An 18,103-nucleotide genomic window follows, 5' to 3' on the forward strand; every position below is an offset into this window, starting at 1 on the left:
GACCGCCGGTGTGGGCCGGGGTGCCGTTCCGAACTGAGCACGCACTTCCGCAACCAGTCCCGCCACTCCCCTCTGTCTATGCGGCGTTCGGCGAAGCCGGACGCGTTTGTTCGATTGTGCGCAAAACATGAGTAGATGCGCATATCTACGTAATCTCATGTATATGCCGACTCGGGTTCCGAGATGTGATTATCCGCACCGGGATAAGGTGAGCCATGGTCGCCGGATCGAGAATGCAGCCGCAACGCTGGACGCCACCACCTACCCCACCCCGGGCTCACGAAACGCGCAGTGCCACACCACTTCCCCGGATCGCACGATTGGAACTGCCCGGTGCGGCGCCCGAGGATGTGGTGCGCACCGCCGAAGGGCAGATCATCGCCGGCGTCGATGACGGTTCGATCTACAGCGTCGATCCCGCGGACGGTGCGGTGCGCCTGCTGGCCAATACCGGCGGCCGGCCGCTCGGTATGCACGCCGACGCCGATAGGTCGGTTCTGGTCTGCGATTTCCATCGCGGCCTGCTGCGACTGGATACCGCTGGCGGCATAGAGGTGCTTGTGGACGAGGTCGACGGGGAACCACTCCCCTTCGCCAGCAATGTGGTTCGCACCGAGGACGGCACGATCTATTTCTCCTCGTCGTCGCGCCGCTATCCGCTGGATCAGTGGATGGGTGATCTGCTGGAACATTCCGGCACCGGCCGCCTGTTCCGCCTCGATCCGTCCGGCGAGCTCGAAACCCTCATCGATGGACTGCAATTCGCCAACGGCGTGGTCCTCTCTCCCGACGGCTCCTGCGTGCTGGTAGCGGAGACCGGCGCCTACCGCGTGACCCGCTATTGGCTCACCGGACCGAAGGCGGGTACCCAGGACCGGCTGATCGAGAATCTGCCCGGTTTCCCGGACAATATGGCTCTCGGCAGCGACGGTCTGATATGGATCACGCTGCCGTCACCGCGAAATCCATTGTTGGACCGACTACTTCCCCTGCCCGGCCTGCTGCGCCGGATCGTCTGGGCGCTACCGCAATGGGTGCAGCCCAAACCACCGCGCACGGTCTGGGTGATGGCGGTCGACTTCGACGGCGAGATCGTGCACGACCTGCAGACCGAGGGCACCGACTATGCGATGGTCACCGGCGTCGTCGAATACGACGGCGCCCTCTATCTCGGCAGTCTCACCGAAACCGCAGTGGGCGTAAGCCACATACCGTCCTAGCCCATTCCATTCGGCCACCGCTCCGACACCCACGTGTCAGTGAACAGTTGTACACTGAGCGCATGGGTGAGCCCGAGTGGCAACGACAGGCGGAGATCCAGGCGCTCGCGCGGTTGGCGGGCGATGAACTGGGTGGTGCGATCGACGGTATCGCCGCGGTTCACCGAGCCGTCTCGGACCGGGTGTTCGCGGCGGTGCGACTCGGTGTCGGACCGGCCGCGCAGCCGGTGAAACTGGTGCACGATGCGATGACAGATGGGGTGTATCGGCTGGTGAGCGGCACCGCGATCGCCGCCGGCGCACTGGCAGAGCGCACCGTCGATGCACCCGGCGCTCCGGTACCGTCACGTACTGTCTCAGGATCAGGATTGCTCGCCGCGGTGCAGGGCTTGATCGGGGACAGTCTCGAGGACGATCGGCCGATTCTGGCCGGACCGATGACGTTTCGAATCGATGGCGAACCGATCGCGCCGGGTTGGGTCGGCGATGTGGTGTCGAATCCGCGCCCGCGCATCGTGGTTTTCCTGCACGGTCTGGTGGAGACCGAACACGCTTGGCGACTCGGCGGGCGTCCCAGCTATGCCGACCGGCTCGAGGCTGATCTCGACTGCACGACCCTGATGGTTCGATACAACAGTGGGCTGCACATCTCGCAGAACGCCCGTCTGCTGAACGACATGCTGCGGCGGCTGGTCGAGAACTGGCCGGTGCGGGTCGAGCAGATCACCCTCGTCGGACATTCCATGGGCGGGCTGATCGCGCGGGGTGCCTGCTACGACGCCGATCGGGCGGACCTGCCGTGGGTGCGCCGAGTGCGGCATATCGTCTGTCTCGGTTCACCGCATGCGGGCGCGCCGCTGGAGCAGCTCATCCATTACGCGGCCGCGGCGTTGGTGAAGATGCCCGAGACCCGGCCGTTCGGCCGGCTGCTGCGCCGTCGCAGCGCGGGCATTCGCGACCTGCGCCAGGGTTCGCTCGTCGATGAGGATTGGCACGGCCTGGATGCGGATGCCTTGCGTCGCAGAGTCATTCGGGAGGTGCCGCTGCTCGACTGTGCCGATCACTACTTCGTGACCGCCTCGGTCACCCGCAGCCCCCACCATCCGCTCGGCCGGATCATCGGCGATGGCTTGGTCCTGCCCGCCAGCGGCTCCGGTCGAAATCGGGCCCGCCGCATCGGCTTCGACGATGCCAACGGCTTGCATATCTCCGGCGCCAACCACTTCACCCTGCTCAACGACGACGCCGTTTACCGGGCGCTGCTCGATTGGCTCGCCGCTGAGGACCAGCAGGAGTCGGTGCGCTGCGGTTGACCGGTTTCGGGAACCGCAGCGCCCAGGTCAGAACAGTTGGTCGGAGTGGGTGTCGGCTTCCCCTCTGACGTCGGCGGCGAACTGGGCTTCTACTTCGGCGTCGGTGCCCGCGGTGTGGGCCGAGTAGAGCAGTAAGCAGCCGCGGATGCCGTCGAGGAGGTCTTCCAGCAGGTCGAGGGCCGGGCGGGTGGGGTCGAGGCGGCTGATTCGGAACTCGTCGAGGAGGGCGGCGCGCGAGGCGCTGTCGAGATCGAATTTGCGGGCCTGCTCTTCGATTTCGGCGACGCGGGCCACCACCCCCCAGGGTGCGGGCACGTGCCCCTCCGAGACGGACATGGCCTCGGCAATGAGGTCGACGACGATTTCGGTCGGGGTTTCGCCGCCGGTCAGACGCTCCAGCACCAGGGTCGGGGTTTCTACCTGCAGTGCCTCGATATCGTCGGCTTCGACAACCACATCGGCGGTCGGCACGCCGGCGAGTTCGCCCGCGATCTCGGCGGCGGCGTAGAGCCAATGCGCGGCCGCCACGGATGCGGAGGCGGGATCGAGTTCGGTGAACAGCTCTACGGTGCCGAGGGGGTCGGCGCGCAGCAGTTCGTCGGCGGCCTGCACCTGGGCTGGTGAGACATCCGGGCGGGACAGTTCGACGGCTTGGCGGGCGCGGCCGGACAGATCGCCGAGTTCGGCGGATTCGATGGCGGCCTGTTCGGTGCGGACCTCGGCGGCGATGGTGTCGCGCAGGGTGGCGTCGTCGATGGCATGCAGGGTGCGCCCGACGCGGTGCGCGGATTCGACCACGCCGCTGTAGGAAACGACGAGTCCGTGGTCGGTCGGCAGGTTCGGGGTGCGGATTCCGGCCTCGACCTCCTTGAAGTTGCGGCGCTCCTCCGCGCGCCGCCAGGCCTCGCTATTGGGGATGTCGGGATCGCCTGCGGCACTGGCCGGATGGGTATAGGTGCGCCATTGGAACCGGGACAGGGTGGTCAGATTCGACGCCAAACTCGTTGCTTGGTCATGGTTTATCGGCGGCAGCTCGGCCACCGTGGTAGCGAGATCGCCGCGTCCGGTCGCCCAGATGGCGACGAGGGCGTTGCGGTCGGCATCGAATGCGTATCTGGTCACGCACGCCAGTCTTGCCGATCCGCGGCCGTTGTGCGCGCGATCGATCGGTTCGATATCCGGTCGTCGGCGTTTCGAGTGTCCGATGTCGGCTGCTCCGCATCCCCGCCCTCGTCCGCGCCCCGGGCCGGATGCCGCGCTGAACGGCGGTGGATACCTGCGAGGATGGACGGTATGACTCTCGATCACGGTGATCCCGGCGATGCGCCTTCGATTCCACAGCCGACCGCGCCGGTGGTGAATTCCGCTCGCCCCTCGGCGGCCGAGGAGGCCAGAACCGTTGCGGCGGCGACGAGTATCGCGACCTTGGCGAGTTTGAGCGAGGACGGCGGCCCGTGGGCGTCTTTTGTCACCTACGGGCTGTTGGACGGTCAGCCGGTGCTGTGTGTATCGCGGATGGCCGAGCACGGGCGCAATCTGGCGGCGGATCCGCGGGCCAGCCTGTCGGTGGTGTCGCCCGAGGTGCCCGCGGATCCGCTGGCCGGTGCCCGGATCACGCTGGCCGGTGTGGTGGAGCGTCCGGTCGGGGATGAGGCCGCGGCGGCGCGCGAGGCGCATCTGGCTGCGGTGCCCGCGGCGAAGTATTACGTGGATTACAGCGACTTCTCGCTGTGGGTGTTGCGAGTGCGGCGAGTTCGATGGGTCGGTGGGTACGGGCGGATGGATTCCGCGACCGCCGAACAGTATCTAGTGGCCGCGCCGGATCCGGTTGTTCCGGTGGCGGGAGGGGCGATCTCGCATCTCAATGACGATCACGCGGACGCGCTGCTGTCGATGGCGCAGGTCTTGGGCGGGTATCCGGATGCGACCGAGGCGAGTTGCGAACGCGCCGACCGGTACGGGCTGGATTTGCGGGTCGTGACGCCGCGGGGTGTGGCGCGGACCCGGGTGGGTTATGTGGCGCCGATCGGTTCCGCGGCCGAGTTGCGCTCCGCGACAGTCGAATTGGCGCGACGCTCCCGTGAGGTGTGAAGGACGGGTCCGCCGCATCGACGCCTCCGTGCCTGGCTCGGAGCAGAGTTCACTGTGCGAGCGCGCGGCTGATGACCAGGCGCTGGATTTGGTTGGTGCCCTCGAAGATCTGGGTGATCTTGGCTTCGCGCATATAGCGTTCAACGCGGAAATCGCGGGTGTAACCGTAGCCGCCATAGACCTGTACGGCGTCGGTCGTGACCTTCATGGCGGCATCGGTGGCGATCAGCTTCGCCACGCTTGCCTGCCGAGAATAGGCCAGCCCGGCATCGCGCCGTCGCGCGGCATCGAGGTAGGTGGCGCGGGCGGAGTCGACGGCGGCGGCCATGTCCGCGAGCAGGAAACCCAGGCCCTGGTGGTCGATGATGGGCTTACCGAAGGTGGTGCGTTCCTTCGCGTATGTGACGGCGTCATCGAGCGCGGCCTGGGCCAGGCCGGTCGCGACGGCTGCGATACCGAGGCGACCGGAATCCAGTGCGCTCAAGGCGATTTGCAGTCCTTGCCCCTCGGTGCCGATCCGACGCTCCTGCGCGAGGAATGCGTCGTCGTAGTGGGCGGTCGTGGTCGGTACGGCATGCAGGCCCATCTTCGCTTCGGGTTTGCCGAAGGTGAGCCCGGCGGTGTCGCGCGGTACGAGGAAACAGGAAATGCCGCGCGATCCGTGGCCGGTGCGGGCGAAGAGGTTGTAGAAGTCGGCGATACCGCCGTGGGTGATCCATGCCTTGGTGCCGTTGATCCGATAGCCGCCGTCGGCCGGGGTCGCCTTGCATGCGACGGCGGCGGCGTCGGAACCGGCCTGTGGTTCGGACAGGCTGTAGGCGCCGATCAGGTTGCCGCCCAACATATCCGGTAGCCAGCGCTGCTTCTGTTCCGCGGTGCCGAATGCCAGCAGTGGATGGCAGGCCAGGCTGTGCACGCTCACCGCGACCGCCACCGCGGCCCATCGAGCGGCGATCTCCTCGAGCACCTGCAGATACACCTCGTACGGCTGCCCGCCGCCGCCCCATTCGACCGGGTACGGCAGGCTCAACAATCCGGCCGCACCCAACGTGGCGAAGACGCCTTCGGGATAGGTCTCGGCTCGCTCGTGCTCGTCGACGATCGGGGTGAGCACCTTGTCGGCGATCTCCCGGGTGAGCTGGATCAGATCACGGGCCTCATCGGTGGGCAGCAGGCGTTCGACGGCCACGAGACTCCTCGGCTATGGGTAGCAGTACTGAATTGCGACGTACAGTACTGTTACATCACAGAGTACTGCAAGCCTCACCGCAGTACTATCTGGTCACATGGACCAGCTCACCCGGGGTGGATTCGCCACCCGTCGACGCACCGAACTCTTCGACGCGCTGGTCGAGCTGTTCCTGACCGAGGGGTTCGCACATCTGACCCTCGATGAGATCGCTGCCCGCCTGCGCTGCTCCAAGTCGACGCTGTACACCCTCGCCGGAAGTAAGGAGCAGCTGGTCCGGGCGGCGACGGTGTATTTCTTCCGACGCGCCACCGACGACGTGGAGTCCCACATCACCGCTGTCACCGAGGCCCGCCAACGCATCACCGACTATCTCTCCGCCGTCGGAGCCGCCCTATCGGCCGCCTCACCCCAGTTCATGGCCGACCTGCACGCTTTCGCCCCCGCACGCGAGATCTATGAGCGCAACACTCGCATCGCGGCCCGCCGAGTCCGGGAACTGATCGACGCCGGTGTCACGACCGGCGAATTCCGGGATGTGCACGCGGCCTTCGCCGGTGACCTCGCGGCCACCATGATGGTCCGCATCCAGCAGGGCGGAGTCCGCGAACACACCGGTCTCGACGACGCGGCCGCGTATCGCGAACTGGCTGCCATCCTCACCGCCGGTATCAGCGCGTAACCATTCGCCCGCGCCGGTTCCCGAGTTCCGCCGCTATGTCCATCGCTGGTGGACCCCGAGGCAACTTCGGCAGCGTGCCGATATCCGATCAGTCGCGGCCGAGCACTCGCGCCAGTTGACCCTTGGTCATCTTCGAGCGACCCTCGATCTTGCGCCTTTTCGCCTCGTTGTACAGCTGATCGCGGGTTGGTCCCTTCGGCCGATTGGTTCCCGACCGCAGACCACCACGCCGCTGCGGCGACACGTCCCGCACCGAGGACCGACTGGCGGTCTCGGCTTCCCCGGACCGGGCACGGTTCTTGTTCACCGTGCGCGCCGCGATCTCCTCCGCCCGCCGGCTGGACGCACCCTGCTCTTTCGCCGATTCCTTGATGTGCTCGAACTGCCGCTCCCGCTTGTCCGACCATGCCCTCGGCATGTCCATCACCTCCTGCGACGCGAGTACCCCACCCCAGCCACCGAAACATGCGCAGCAGACCTGCTCGCGATCCGCGCCGACCACCGGCTGGTGCACACATGGCCCCAGGATCGGGTACGGCGCCGCGCGAAAGAGCACCTAGACAGCGCTCGACGACGCTGAACGCACAGCTGCCACCACACCACCGTCGACCAGTAAATCGATACCGTTGACGAACGCGGCCTCATCCGAAAGGAGGAAGGCGACAGCAGCGGCCACATCCTTCGACTCCCCCTTGCGTCCCAAAGGAGTACCCTGCACCAGACGTTCCATCGAAGGATGTTTTTCCGCCTCCTGCCTGCCCTGCGGTGTATCGATGATGCCGGGCGAGACCGAACAGATGCGCGCACCTACCCCACCGAGCCGCACCGCCTCTCGCTGGACGAAGCGGTGGACGCCCCGTTTGGCCCAGGAATAGGCAACCCCGGCGTTTTCGACCGCCGAGCCGAGCACGTCATGCAGGTGTTCGAGGAAGTTCTCATCCAGCGGGTCGTCCAGCACTGCCAGCGCGGCCGGATCGGGGGCGGCGGAATCGAATAACGGGGCCATCGAGGCGAAACACACCGTGGCGGTGCCAGCGGTCGCCAAGGGACGCAGGGCCCGCACCAGCAATGCGGTGCCCACGAGGTCGACGGTGAGGATCCGACGCCAATCGGCCATCGTCGGCGAGATGCCCGCGGCGTGCGCGACAGCGCGCAGTGTGCCGAGCTCGCCGACCCGGTCGGTGAGCCGCGCCAAACCGTCGACATCGGTGATGTCGAGGACCATCGATTCTGCTGTGGCCCTGTGCTTTTCGCCGGAAATGCGGGCGGCCTCGGCAGCCGCGGTCACGCCGTCGCGGTCGACGAGCAGCAGTACATCCACCACGTCGGCCAGCCGCTGCGCACATGCCAGGCCCATCCCGCGACCGGCACCGGTCGCTATTCCGACAGTCGTCATACATTCCTCCATGGGGATGCGATCCAGCAGCGCTGCAGACCTGGCGGCACGGTTCGGCGGGCAGGGTCGATCCGAAAGCCGTTGGGGCTGCTCGGAAACCGGTCCGGTTCATACCTGACCAGCGCGGAGTGCGCGGCCATGGTCACCTCCGAAATCCGCAGTGGCGATACCGCAAAGGAACTGGCCTTCGGTCGGCACGACATCGCCCCTGGCACGTTGGAGCCAGATTCAGAATTGCATTTTTCAACATGAGAACGATATTCTCACTAGACGAGAGGAGGCGCAATGGCGGCTGGCCTGGACGTCATACCGACCGGCGTGCGTCTAGGCACCAAATGCGTTGTGCCACGGGCGAATGATCGTCACTCAGCTTAAGGAGCACCGTCGGTGAACCTGGTCAGTCATCTCTTGCAACGCGCGATCGGACTGGATGCCCCGGCAACCCGGGACGTGCTCGTCCAGCGTGATCTCCGGGTCCCCATGCCCGACGGCGTCGAACTGCTGGCGGACCGGTGGGCGCCGCGGGTCGGGGGTGAATCGTTGCCGACAGCGTTGCTGCGGCTCCCCTACGGTCGAGCGGGTTTGATCGGAATCAGCATGGCACGACCGCTGGCCGAACGCGGGTTCCAGGTGCTGATGCAGAGCACCCGCGGCACATTCGGCTCGGGTGGGGTGTTCGATCCCCTCCGCCATGAGCGCGAGGACGGCCTGGCGACCCTGGACTGGGTGGTGCGGCAACCGTGGTTCGGCGACTCGATCGTGCTGGTCGGCGCCAGCTATCTCGGGTACGCGCAATGGGCAGTGGCCGATCGCCTGCCGCCCGAGGTCAAGGCGATGATCCCGCATGTGGCCGAGTCGGCACTGACGCTCGAATTCCTGCGCACGGACGGCTTGTCGCTGGAGACGCCGTTCGGGTGGGGAGTCATGGTCGCGGAGCAGGAACTTTCCTTCCCCATCCTGCGGAGGGTCGTCCAGGGCCGCAAAGCCCGGCGGGCGTTGACGACACTTCCGCTCGATCGCGCCGACGTTGCCGCGATCGGGCATCGCGACGACTACATCCAAGACATCCTCGTCCATACCAGCGACGCCCAACGCTGGGCCGGTGTCGACCACCGGCACCGAGTAGCTGAAGTAACGGTGCCGGTCAGCTCGATCGGCGGCTGGTACGACATCTTCCTGCCCGGCCAGCTCCGGGATTTCAAGATCCTGCAAGAGGCCGGACGCTCGGCCCGGCTGACGGTCGGGCCGTGGACACACATCGCGCGCGACAGCATGCCGATACGAGAGACCCTCGAGTTCGGGCTCGCCCACGCGCGCGGCGAGCAACTACCACAGCGCGGGCCGGTGCGGTTATACGTCATGGGGCAGGAAGCCTGGCGCGACTTCGACTGCTGGCCACCGCGCGATTATGTGCCCGAACGCTTCCACCTACATGCCGGCGGAGTGCTGTCGAACCAGGTTCCTGATGAGTCCGCGCCAGATACATACCGTTACGACCCGGCGGACCCGACGCCGGCAGCCGGTGGCGTCCGGATGGTCCGCGACAGTGGTCGAGTCGACAACACCGAGCTGGAGGCGCGACCGGACGTACTCATCTACACCACACCGCCGCTCGAGCAGGACGTGGAAGTCATCGGCGAGATCAGTGCCGAGATCTGGTTCCGCTCCAGCCTGCCCTACGCCGATGTCTTCGTCCGGCTCTGCGACGTCGACCCGCATGGCCGATCGCACAACGTCTGCGATGGACTGACAAGCCTGGCCGGCGCGGACGAGATCTGCGCCGCCAGCGTTACGCTGTGGCCGACCGCGCATCGTTTCAAAAGCACCCACCGCATCCGGGTCCAAGTGTCCAGCGGCGCCTTTCCACGATTCGCCCGCAACCCCGGCACCGGCGAACCGCACGCCACCGCGACCACCCTCCGCGCTGCCGACCAAGCCGTCCACCACGACCGGGCCCACCCCTCAGCGATCACGCTTCCGGTGCGCCGAACGCCATAGCCATAACGCTGCCTGCACTTCGCAGGAGCCCACGAAACCTCTGGTGGCACACGCTGCTTGGGCGGTCCCCTGATCCCGGGCGTTCACGAAACGGACTCGACGTCGACGTTGTCGAGGCAACCGCGCCACACGGTAAACAGCCGTTGAGCTGTACCGGTCGGTTGACAGCCGATTTCGTCGATGGCCCCGTCGCTACATCATTCGTAGTTGACGGCCATTCGATCAGGCGTGAACAGGCCCACGCCGTTTCCTGGCGGTGACTTCGACGGTGTCAGCGGCCGAGCAGGACGGGGAACGCCTCGAGATCGTTTTGGGTCAGCACAGGCAGGTTCCGGATGACCTCGTTCGGCGCGGCCAGGCGCAGACCGGGGAAGCGGGTGAACAAAGCGGGCAAAGCGATGCCACCCTCGAGGCGGGCCAGGGCAGCACCCGGGCAGACATGCGGGCCGTACCCGAAGGCCAGGTGGCGGTTGGCGGTGGGACGTGTGATGTCGAAGTCGTCTGCGCTGGGACCGTGTTGGGCACGGTCGCGGCCGATCGCCCGGTAAGACATCACAACACCGTCCCCTTTTTCGATCGTGACCCCGTCGAGGATGATGGGTTCGGTAGCGAAGCGCATCAACAGGTGCGTGACGGGACTGTCCCAACGCAGTGTTTCTTCCACCGCCGCGTCCCATTCGACATCCCCGCACCGGATGGCGGCCAGCTGGTCCGGGTTGGCCAGCAGCGCACGCACGCTGTTGAGGATGAGTCCGATGGTGGTTTCGTGGCCCGCGGCGACTAGCGCTTTGAGGTTGCCGACGACCTCTTCCTCGGTCAGCGGTGCACCGCCGTCGCTGGCCTGGATGAGCGCGGTGGTGAGATCGTCACCCGGGTGGGCGGTCTTGCGACGCACCATCTCGGTGAAGTAGGCATCCAGCTCGTCGATCACCTGCAGGCGTTCGTCCTGCGGGGTCAGCAGCGAGAAGAACGCCTTATACCAGGTGAGCAGCATCGGGTGGTCGGCCCGATCCACCCCCATCAGCTCACTGACGACACGCATCGGCAGCGGGTAGGCGAACACCGATTTCAGGTCCACCACCGCCCCGTCGCGGCCGGCGGCGGCGAGATCGTCGAGCAGCTCGGCGGTGAGGCGTTCGATCACCGGGCGCAGTGCGTCCAACCGCCGCTTGGTCAGTGCCTGGGTGGTTTTGATTCGCAGCCGCCGATGCTCGGGGCCGTCGACGGTGAACATGGACCGGCCTGCGTCGATCATGCCGATCAGTGGCCACTGCCTGGTGACGACACCGGTTTGCCACAGCGACCAGGCGTTGATGTCTTTCACCAGCCGCGAGTCGGTGAGCAGCTGCCGGGCCAGGGCGTGGCGGGTGATGGTCCAGGCAGGTACCCCGAGCAGCTCGATGCGGGTGATCGAGTCGCCAGCGACCAGGGTGGCGGTCTCCCCCGCTAGGTCGGCGACCATCGGGTCGATGACAAGGGGCTGGGCGTGTGGGCAGACCTGGGTCATGGGGTACCTCCGACGGCACGAACCGGGGTGAACCGAACCGGCAGCGCGATCATGCCGCGCAGAAACGGTGACGGGCGCCGTACCAGCGTTTCGATGGGGACAGCGAGGTCGATGTCGGGTAGCCGATCCAGCAGTACTTCGATGCTGGTGCGGGCGATGATCTCGGCGATCTGCTGCGCGGGGAACGGGCAGCGGTATTCGCCGTGGGAGAACGCGAAGTGCGCGCTGTTGCCGCTGTAGGCGGGTTCGACGCCGTCGGCGGCGTGCTGGCGCACATGCGGGTCGGTGTTGGCGGCGGCCAGCCCGAGTAGCAGCATGTCCCCGGCTCGGATCGCTTTGTCGCCCAGGCGGGTATCGCGGGCCGCCCATCGGCCGGCGAGGATCTGGGTCGGGGTGTCTTCCCACAGCACTTCGTTCATCGCCTGCGCGACGCTGTGGCGGCCACCGCCGAAGGCGGCGGCGAAGCGGTCGTCGGTCAGCATCAACCGCACCGAGTTGCCGATCCAGTCCGAGGTGGGCAGATACCCCGCGGCGAGGACGGCCATCAGGTCCAGCACATACTCTTCATCGGTGAACGGTGCTGGATCGTCCAGCATGCGCGAGACAACGTCGTTTCCGCGCCACGCCTGCTTCATCGCAAGCAGCCGCTGCATGTGTTCGGTGAACCGCTGATGCCCGGCTTGCGCGTCGGCACCGCCGTCGGCAAGGACCTTCATCACCCACGCCAGGTCCGATGCGTCCTCGTCGGGGAAACCGAGGATCGCGGCGAGCGCGAGCACCGGCATCGGCACCGCGAAGTCGGCGACGAGGTCTGCTTCACCTTTGCCGCAGAACCCGTCGATGAGCCGGTCGGCCAAATCCTCACAGGTGCGTCGCAATTCGAACGGATCGACCGCGTCCAGCGCGGGCTCGACCATCGCCACATGCCTGCGGTGTTCGGCGCCCGCGGTGAAGTAGATCGACGGGACCGGCGTTCCGACCATCGGCAGCAGCGGCCAGTCCTCGGGGATGTTGGGCCACTGGTTCCACAGGCTCACATCCCGGGGAAACAGCTCCGGATCGCTGGTGACCTGATGCATTTCGCTGTAGCCGATGACCAGCCACGCGGGAAATCCGCCGGGCAGTTCGACAGTGGCGACGGAGCCGTGTTCTCGACGCATGTCGTTGTAGAGCCGTTGCGGGTCGGTGTGGAAACGCGGTCCGCTCAGCGGCACTGCCGCGGGCCCGGTGTGCACAGGGCACTCTGCGCTGCGGGCGCCAGGGGTGGCGCTGGGAGTGGTCATGAAGCCCCTTCCGATGTGCTGAGCGCGACGTGGCGCTGGTTTGCGTACGGGGCAATGGAGACCAGGTATTCGACCAACGTGATCAGCACGGCTTTGGCGGATTCGCGGGAGCGGGCGTCGCAGTCCAGCAGCGGCACGTGAAGATCGAGATCCAGGGCGTCGCGAATCTGGTCGGAATGGTGGTTTCCACCGAAGTTATTGCACGCCACGATGAATGGCACGCCCTGGTGTTCGAGCCGGTCGATGGCGTACCAGGAGTCGGCGATTCGACATTGGTCGACCAGGACGATCGCACCGAGCGCGCCGGTGAACAGCCGGTCCCACAAGAACCAGAACCGCTCCTGTCCCGGTGCGCCGAACAGGTACAGCACATGCTCGGTGTCGATGGTGATGCGCCCGAAGTCGAAGGCAACCGTCGTGGTCGACTTGCCGCCCACACCGGTGAGGTCGTCGACAGTTCTTCCCTGCTGGGTCATGGTCGCTTCGGTGTCGAGGGGCCGGATCTCGCTGACCGAGCGCACGAAGGTCGTTTTGCCGACGCCGAAGCCGCCGATGATGACGATTTTCAGGCCTTGACTCGTGCTGGCGTGCAGGGGTGCGTCTGCCCGAACGGGTCGCTGATCAGAGGCTGCGAAGTCCACCTAGTACCTTCTCGAGGGTGGAAAGGGTGGGCCGCGTATTCCACGACGCACCATGAGATGTGGTGCCGAACTGGGGGTGGCGCACGGTGATCTTGCCGGTGAGCAGCAGGTCCGACAGCAGGATCGTGGCGACGCCGACAGGGACCCGCAGTTCGGCGGCGATTTCGACAACCGCGGTGGGGGCGCGGCACATGAGCAGGATCTTCGTGTGCTCGGGTTGCATACCCTGGGCCGGATCGCACTCGCTGACCACCAGGGTGACCAGGTCGAAGTCGTCGGTGGCGGGTTTGCTGCGGCCGCCGGTGACTGTGTACAGCCGGTCGGGGTCTTCGTCGCGGCCGGGTCTGGTCACGACACGCTCGCTCCCCCGAAGCGCGGCGCGGCCATGAGGTGGTGGCTCATCTGTTCCACCAGTTCCTGCATGTTGTGCCCGATCAGGCCCGCGTCGGCGTTCTCTTGTGCGATGACCGCGAGGTGCGCGCCCATCCCGGCGGCGACGATGAACAAGATCCCACCGGGAAACTGGGTCATCGACTGGAGCACCCCGCCGCCACTGCCGTCACCGAATTCGGCGGACGCGCCGATCGACAGGCTCTGCATTCCCGCGGCGATGGCGGCGAGTTGATCGGCGCTGTCGACGGTCAGGCCGCTGGTGTTGTCCATCTTCAGTCCGTCGCTGGACAGCAGCAACGCATGGATCGCGCCGGGCGTGCGAGAAACGAGTCCTTCCAGAAGGAAACGCAGCTCTGATACAGACGAGGTCATTCGTTCTCCACGGCTACAGAAGGGGCGGGGGGCACGGCCTGGTCGCGGCCGGTGAACACACGCTGGAACGCGCTCAGCTGTGCGGGATTCACCTTCGGCGTAACTGGTGCGTCCTGTTTCGGGGTGGTCACGCCATCAGGGTGGACGGCGGCCAAGGTGCTGCCGCGGCGTCGTTTGGGCAGTTCACTGCCGCCGACCGTCAACGGCTCGGAGGGGCCTGGTGCAGCGATCGGTCGCGATGTGGGGGTGGTGAGCGGGGTGTGTGCGGTCTGGTCCACCCGGGTGATCAGCTCGCGGGGAACAACCACCACCACGGCGGTGCCGCCGATCGCGGAGGGGCGGTAGGAGACTGTCAGTCCGTGTTTGCGTGCCAGCAGGCCCACGACGGCGAGCCCCAGCCGGGTGCCCGACAGCGACGACAGATCCGGCGCCCCCGCACCGCGGATATCGCCCGCCGTGCCGGACACGGCCACTTCCGCGCGCGCCAGCGCCGACTGGCTCATCACCAGTCCGCTGTCCTCGATGGTGATCACCACCCCGGCCGGGACTTCGGCGGCGTAGAGGTGCACCTCGGTGGTGGGTGGGGAGAAGTTGCAGGCATTGTCGATCAGTTCGGCCAAGGCATGCATGATGCCCTCGGCGGCGTAACCGACAACCGCGACGTTGGCGACCGCGCGTTGGCGCACCCGCTGATAGCCCGCGACTCGACCTTGGGCACCGCGCAGGATCGATTGCATGGCAATGGGTTTGGCCCATCGGCGGCCGGTCCGGCCGCCGCTGAGCACCGCGATGCTGTCGGCCAGACGGCTCAGCTGTCCCGTGCGATGATCCAAGGTGAACAGGTCCGCGAGGACGGTGGGATCAGCGTGGCGGTCCTCCATTTCGCGCAGTTCGGCCAGCATGCTCGTCGACATCGCCTGCATGCGCCCGGCGGCGGCCGCGAATGCGGATGTGGCGGCGGCGCGGCGATTCTCGCTGGTTCTGGCATCGGCGGCGTGCGTGGTCGCGGCGTCTTGCGCTGCCCGCAGTTGGGCGTGCGATTCCGCTGTCACCGAGGTGAGCTGCGCTCCGGCGGCGGCACGCACCGCGATCGCGGCATGACGGGCGTCAAGGCTGGCGCGCCGGTAGTAGACAGCGGCTGCCACCGCGGTCGACAAAACGACCGCGTTGACACCGGCGCCGATAGCCAATGGAATACGGAAGTCGTTGGGGGCGTAGCAGACCGCCACGGCGACGATGGCGGCGGTGACCATCAGGCATCCCCACCACGTGCGAAGCGGTAGCCGGGGACGACGATCGGTGGGCACAGGGAGTTGACTATCGGGCTGACTCAGTGACTGTGACAAGTCCGTGCTACCACCCTCGCGCGCTCACCGACGGGGGAAACAGCTATTCCCCTGACACCCCCGCCCCCGCGATCAGCCGCATCCAAACACACAGACCGATAACCGGTTTCGAATGTCGGGGACTGAGCATAGCCGCCACCCAACGCGCCCGCGACCTGAGCAGCACTACGCAGCGCGGTCCCAGCGGTTCGATTCGACGCCGAGCGGTGGGATCGAACCGGGAAGGATGGGCAGCGGTCGGCTTTGTCGCGGTGGCCGCTTGCAGGCTGTGCCCGATCCGGCGGCAATGTGGCGCGCGGTCGGCTCGACCCGAGGATGGCTGCGTACCGAAATAGGAGACGTTCCTGTGCGATGCATCACACTCTGGGGACATGCGAGCGTCGAACTGTGCTGTGTCCGCGTCGATCTCGGCACGATCAGGTCGACCCTACGCCGGGAAGCGTTGCCAACAGCTCGATCTGGCGACCATGGGAGTCGATCGGCCGATACGTGCGGCGAGCCTGCATGGCGGTGGTGGCGTCGATGGCTCGAAGATGTTCGACTCGATCTTGTGCATGATACATATGGAATGTATCGTACACGCGTGACTGCTGCCACCACGGCGCCCTCGACCATCCCGAATTCCGATGACCCGCACCACCCCACGCCGGCTTTGCTTATCTCCACACTCGGCATGGTCGGTATCGTGGTCTCGCTCATGCAGACCCTGGTCATTCCGATCATTCCATCGCTACCAGCGCTGCTGAGCACCTCGGCATCCGATGCCTCCTGGGTCGTGACGGCCAGCCTGCTCGCCGGTGCGGTATCGACTCCGATCAGCGGCCGCCTCGGCGACATGTTCGGCAAGCGCCGGATTCTGTTCGCCAATCTGCTTCTGCTGGTTGCAGGTTCGGCGGTCTGCGGGTCCTTCTCCACGCTGGTACCCGAGATCATCGGTCGCTCGCTGCAGGGCGTCGCGGTCGGTGCCATTCCGCTGGGGATCAGCATCATGCGCGACGAATTGCCCACCGAGCGTGTGGGTTCCGCGATGGCGATCATGAGCGCCACGCTCGGCGTCGGCGGCGCGATCGGTCTGCCGGCCGCGGCGCTGATCGCGCAGAATGCGGACTGGCACGCACTGTTCTGGACCTCGGCGGGGCTCGGTGTTCTCTGTGCCGCAGCGGTTTTCGTGTTCGTGCCGGAATCGCCGGTGCGCACGCCCGCGCGGTTCGACCTGGGCGGCGCGGTCGGGCTGTCGGTCGCGTTGCTCGCACTGCTGATCGCCATCACCAAGGGCGCCGACTGGGGTTGGGCCAGCACTCGGATCCTGATCCTCTTCGCGGTGTCGGTGGTGGTGTTCCTCGGCTGGTGCGCTTACGAACTGCGGCAGCGCTCACCGCTGGTGGACCTGCGCGTCTCGGCGCGGCCGCGAGTGCTGCTCACCAACGTGACCTCCATCGCCGTGGGGTTCTCGCTCTACGGCATGTCGCTGACCTTCCCCCAATTGCTGATGGCGCCGGAGCGGACCGGGTATGGCCTCGGGTTATCGATGGTCAGCGCCGGATTGGTACTAGCGCCAACAGGTTTCGTGATGATGCTGCTCTCGCCGGTGTCAGCGCGGCTGTCGGCCAGCCGGGGTCCGAAGGTCACCCTCGCGCTCGGCGCGGCGGTGATCGCCCTCGGCTACCTGTGCGCGGTGGTTCTGATGAACAGCGTCTGGGAGATCCTGCTCGCATCGGTGATCGTGGCCGCCGGCGTCGGACTGGCGTACGCGGCGATGCCCGCGCTGATCATGGGCGCGGTGCCGATCACCGAGACCGCCGCGGCCAACGGCCTCAACTCGCTGATGCGCTCGATCGGAACCTCGACCTCAGCGGCCGTGATGAGTGTCGTGCTCGCGCACATGACCATGCAGTTCGGTCCGCATCTGCTGCCCTCACGCGACGGGTTCCACTCCACCTTCCTGATCGCCATGGCAGCCGCCCTGGTAGCACTCGCGCTGTCCCTCTGTATTCCCATGCGCAAGGCGGCAATCCAGACCTCATCCGAGTCTGAGCCCGAACCAGCCCTGGCTACGCCGGTCGCCGAGCACACGTCGATCCAACAGAACGGTCACGGTCCGTACGAAGTCCCGGCCTTGTCGCAGACCACGCCGCCGGCCGCCGTGTTCACCGGCGGTGGGTCGCTCGGTGGCCGCGTTCACCGCGAAGACGGCCGTCCGGTGCCCGATGCGGCGCTGACCCTGATCGACCATCATGGCCATCAGGTCGCGCGAGCAACCGGAGCCGCCGACGGCGGCTATACGATCAGTGCACCCGAGACAGGCAACTACGTATTGATCGTGTCGGCGACAGGACACCTGCCCGCAGCCGTCAATGTGGCCATCGGTCAACGACCGCAGCCACTGGACCTGACGCTGACGGGCGGCGGCGAGCTGTCGGGTGTGGTCCGCACGGCCGGCCATGGTGCGCCGTTGCCGGGTGCGACCATCACGTTGACCGATTTGCGCGGCGAAGTCGTCGGGGCGGCCATGGCCGCCGACGACGGCACCTATGTGTACCAGGGCCTGGGTTCGGGCACCTACACCCTGGTGGCCGCCGCCGAGCATATGCGTCCCACCGCAACCACATTGACGGTGCCGGATAGTGGTGTGTTGCGGCATGATATCGAGCTTTCTCCGATGGCGGTACTGG

Annotated in this window: 16 protein-coding genes and 1 pseudogene; 7 read left to right on the plus strand and 10 right to left on the minus strand. The window is 66.6% G+C overall.

Translation table 11 applies throughout. The features are described from left to right. Positions 1–320: 320 nt before the first annotated feature. Both AB0L58_RS37225 and AB0L58_RS37230 read left to right on the plus strand, forming a co-directional pair. On the plus strand, positions 321–1,220 hold the full coding sequence (locus AB0L58_RS37225; RefSeq protein ID WP_364394846.1) for an SMP-30/gluconolactonase/LRE family protein: 900 nt from the start codon (positions 321–323) through the stop codon (positions 1,218–1,220). Positions 1,221–1,282: 62 nt separating this feature from the next. Next, complete coding sequence (locus AB0L58_RS37230) at positions 1,283–2,533, plus strand: alpha/beta hydrolase (RefSeq protein ID WP_364394848.1); 1,251 nt, start codon at positions 1,283–1,285, stop codon at positions 2,531–2,533. A gap of 27 nt (positions 2,534–2,560) precedes the next feature. Here the strand turns inward: AB0L58_RS37230 and AB0L58_RS37235 are convergent, their stop codons facing one another. Then, the gene (locus tag AB0L58_RS37235; RefSeq protein ID WP_364394850.1) at positions 2,561–3,655 is read right to left on the minus strand and encodes a hypothetical protein; all 1,095 of its coding nucleotides are present in this window, start codon (positions 3,653–3,655) and stop codon (positions 2,561–2,563) included. Positions 3,656–3,826: 171 nt separating this feature from the next. Between AB0L58_RS37235 and AB0L58_RS37240 the strand changes: the two genes are divergently transcribed. Next, positions 3,827–4,624, plus strand: coding sequence for a DUF2470 domain-containing protein (locus AB0L58_RS37240; RefSeq protein ID WP_364394852.1), 798 nt, complete (start codon positions 3,827–3,829; stop codon positions 4,622–4,624). Positions 4,625–4,673: 49 nt separating this feature from the next. Here the strand turns inward: AB0L58_RS37240 and AB0L58_RS37245 are convergent, their stop codons facing one another. Beyond that, positions 4,674–5,813: an acyl-CoA dehydrogenase family protein gene (locus AB0L58_RS37245; RefSeq protein WP_364394854.1), complete on the minus strand. Its 1,140-nt coding sequence runs from the start codon at positions 5,811–5,813 to the stop codon at positions 4,674–4,676. Between the two features lie 97 nt (positions 5,814–5,910). Here AB0L58_RS37245 and AB0L58_RS37250 point away from each other — a divergent pair, with 97 nt between their 5' ends. Beyond that, the gene (locus AB0L58_RS37250) at positions 5,911–6,495 is read left to right on the plus strand and encodes a TetR/AcrR family transcriptional regulator (RefSeq protein ID WP_364394856.1); all 585 of its coding nucleotides are present in this window, start codon (positions 5,911–5,913) and stop codon (positions 6,493–6,495) included. Positions 6,496–6,583: 88 nt separating this feature from the next. On the opposite strand, the gene AB0L58_RS37255 is transcribed toward AB0L58_RS37250, so the two are convergent. Further along, the gene (locus tag AB0L58_RS37255; RefSeq protein WP_364394858.1) at positions 6,584–6,913 is read right to left on the minus strand and encodes a plasmid stabilization protein; all 330 of its coding nucleotides are present in this window, start codon (positions 6,911–6,913) and stop codon (positions 6,584–6,586) included. Positions 6,914–7,051: 138 nt separating this feature from the next. Next, on the minus strand, positions 7,052–7,891 hold the full coding sequence (locus AB0L58_RS37260; protein ID WP_364394860.1) for an SDR family oxidoreductase: 840 nt from the start codon (positions 7,889–7,891) through the stop codon (positions 7,052–7,054). Between the two features lie 387 nt (positions 7,892–8,278). Here AB0L58_RS37260 and AB0L58_RS37265 point away from each other — a divergent pair, with 387 nt between their 5' ends. Then, positions 8,279–9,889, plus strand: a complete 1,611-nt coding sequence (locus AB0L58_RS37265) for a CocE/NonD family hydrolase (RefSeq protein WP_364394862.1) — start codon at positions 8,279–8,281, stop codon at positions 9,887–9,889. 271 nt (positions 9,890–10,160) lie between these two features. Here AB0L58_RS37265 and AB0L58_RS37270 read toward each other — a convergent pair whose 3' ends face one another. The 6 genes from AB0L58_RS37270 to AB0L58_RS37295 are packed head-to-tail and all read right to left on the minus strand — an operon-like array spanning position 10,161 to position 15,338. After that, a complete protein-coding gene (locus AB0L58_RS37270) occupies positions 10,161–11,396 on the minus strand; it encodes a cytochrome P450 (RefSeq protein ID WP_364394864.1) in 1,236 nt (411 codons plus the stop codon). Beyond that, a complete protein-coding gene (locus tag AB0L58_RS37275) occupies positions 11,393–12,679 on the minus strand; it encodes a cytochrome P450 (RefSeq protein WP_364394866.1) in 1,287 nt (428 codons plus the stop codon). Before AB0L58_RS37275 ends, AB0L58_RS37270 begins: the two co-directional genes overlap by 4 nt. Next, complete coding sequence (locus tag AB0L58_RS37280) at positions 12,676–13,320, minus strand: ATP/GTP-binding protein (RefSeq protein ID WP_364394868.1); 645 nt, start codon at positions 13,318–13,320, stop codon at positions 12,676–12,678. The genes AB0L58_RS37275 and AB0L58_RS37280 overlap by 4 nt, the downstream gene beginning before the upstream one ends. After that, positions 13,301–13,672 (minus strand): DUF742 domain-containing protein, encoded by a 372-nt coding sequence (locus AB0L58_RS37285; RefSeq protein ID WP_364394870.1) that lies wholly within the window; start codon positions 13,670–13,672, stop codon positions 13,301–13,303. Before AB0L58_RS37285 ends, AB0L58_RS37280 begins: the two co-directional genes overlap by 20 nt. Continuing rightward, positions 13,669–14,085 carry a roadblock/LC7 domain-containing protein gene (locus tag AB0L58_RS37290; RefSeq protein WP_364394872.1) on the minus strand — a complete coding sequence of 139 codons (417 nt, stop codon included), beginning with the start codon at positions 14,083–14,085 and terminating at the stop codon, positions 13,669–13,671. Before AB0L58_RS37290 ends, AB0L58_RS37285 begins: the two co-directional genes overlap by 4 nt. Then, positions 14,082–15,338 carry an ATP-binding protein gene (locus AB0L58_RS37295; RefSeq protein ID WP_364394874.1) on the minus strand — a complete coding sequence of 419 codons (1,257 nt, stop codon included), beginning with the start codon at positions 15,336–15,338 and terminating at the stop codon, positions 14,082–14,084. The genes AB0L58_RS37290 and AB0L58_RS37295 overlap by 4 nt, the downstream gene beginning before the upstream one ends. Positions 15,339–16,104: 766 nt before the next feature. Here AB0L58_RS37295 and AB0L58_RS37300 point away from each other — a divergent pair. Continuing rightward, positions 16,105–17,442, plus strand: a pseudogene (locus AB0L58_RS37300) (MFS transporter); the annotation flags it as partial. Next, positions 17,428–18,103: carboxypeptidase-like regulatory domain-containing protein (locus AB0L58_RS37305; protein WP_364394894.1), on the plus strand; the 676-nt coding region annotated here is incomplete at its 3' end. The pseudogene AB0L58_RS37300 and the gene AB0L58_RS37305, both read left to right, overlap by 15 nt.

Origin of the sequence: Nocardia sp. NPDC052112, assembly GCF_040680135.1 — a bacterium.
Lineage (GTDB): Bacteria > Actinomycetota > Actinomycetes > Mycobacteriales > Mycobacteriaceae > Nocardia.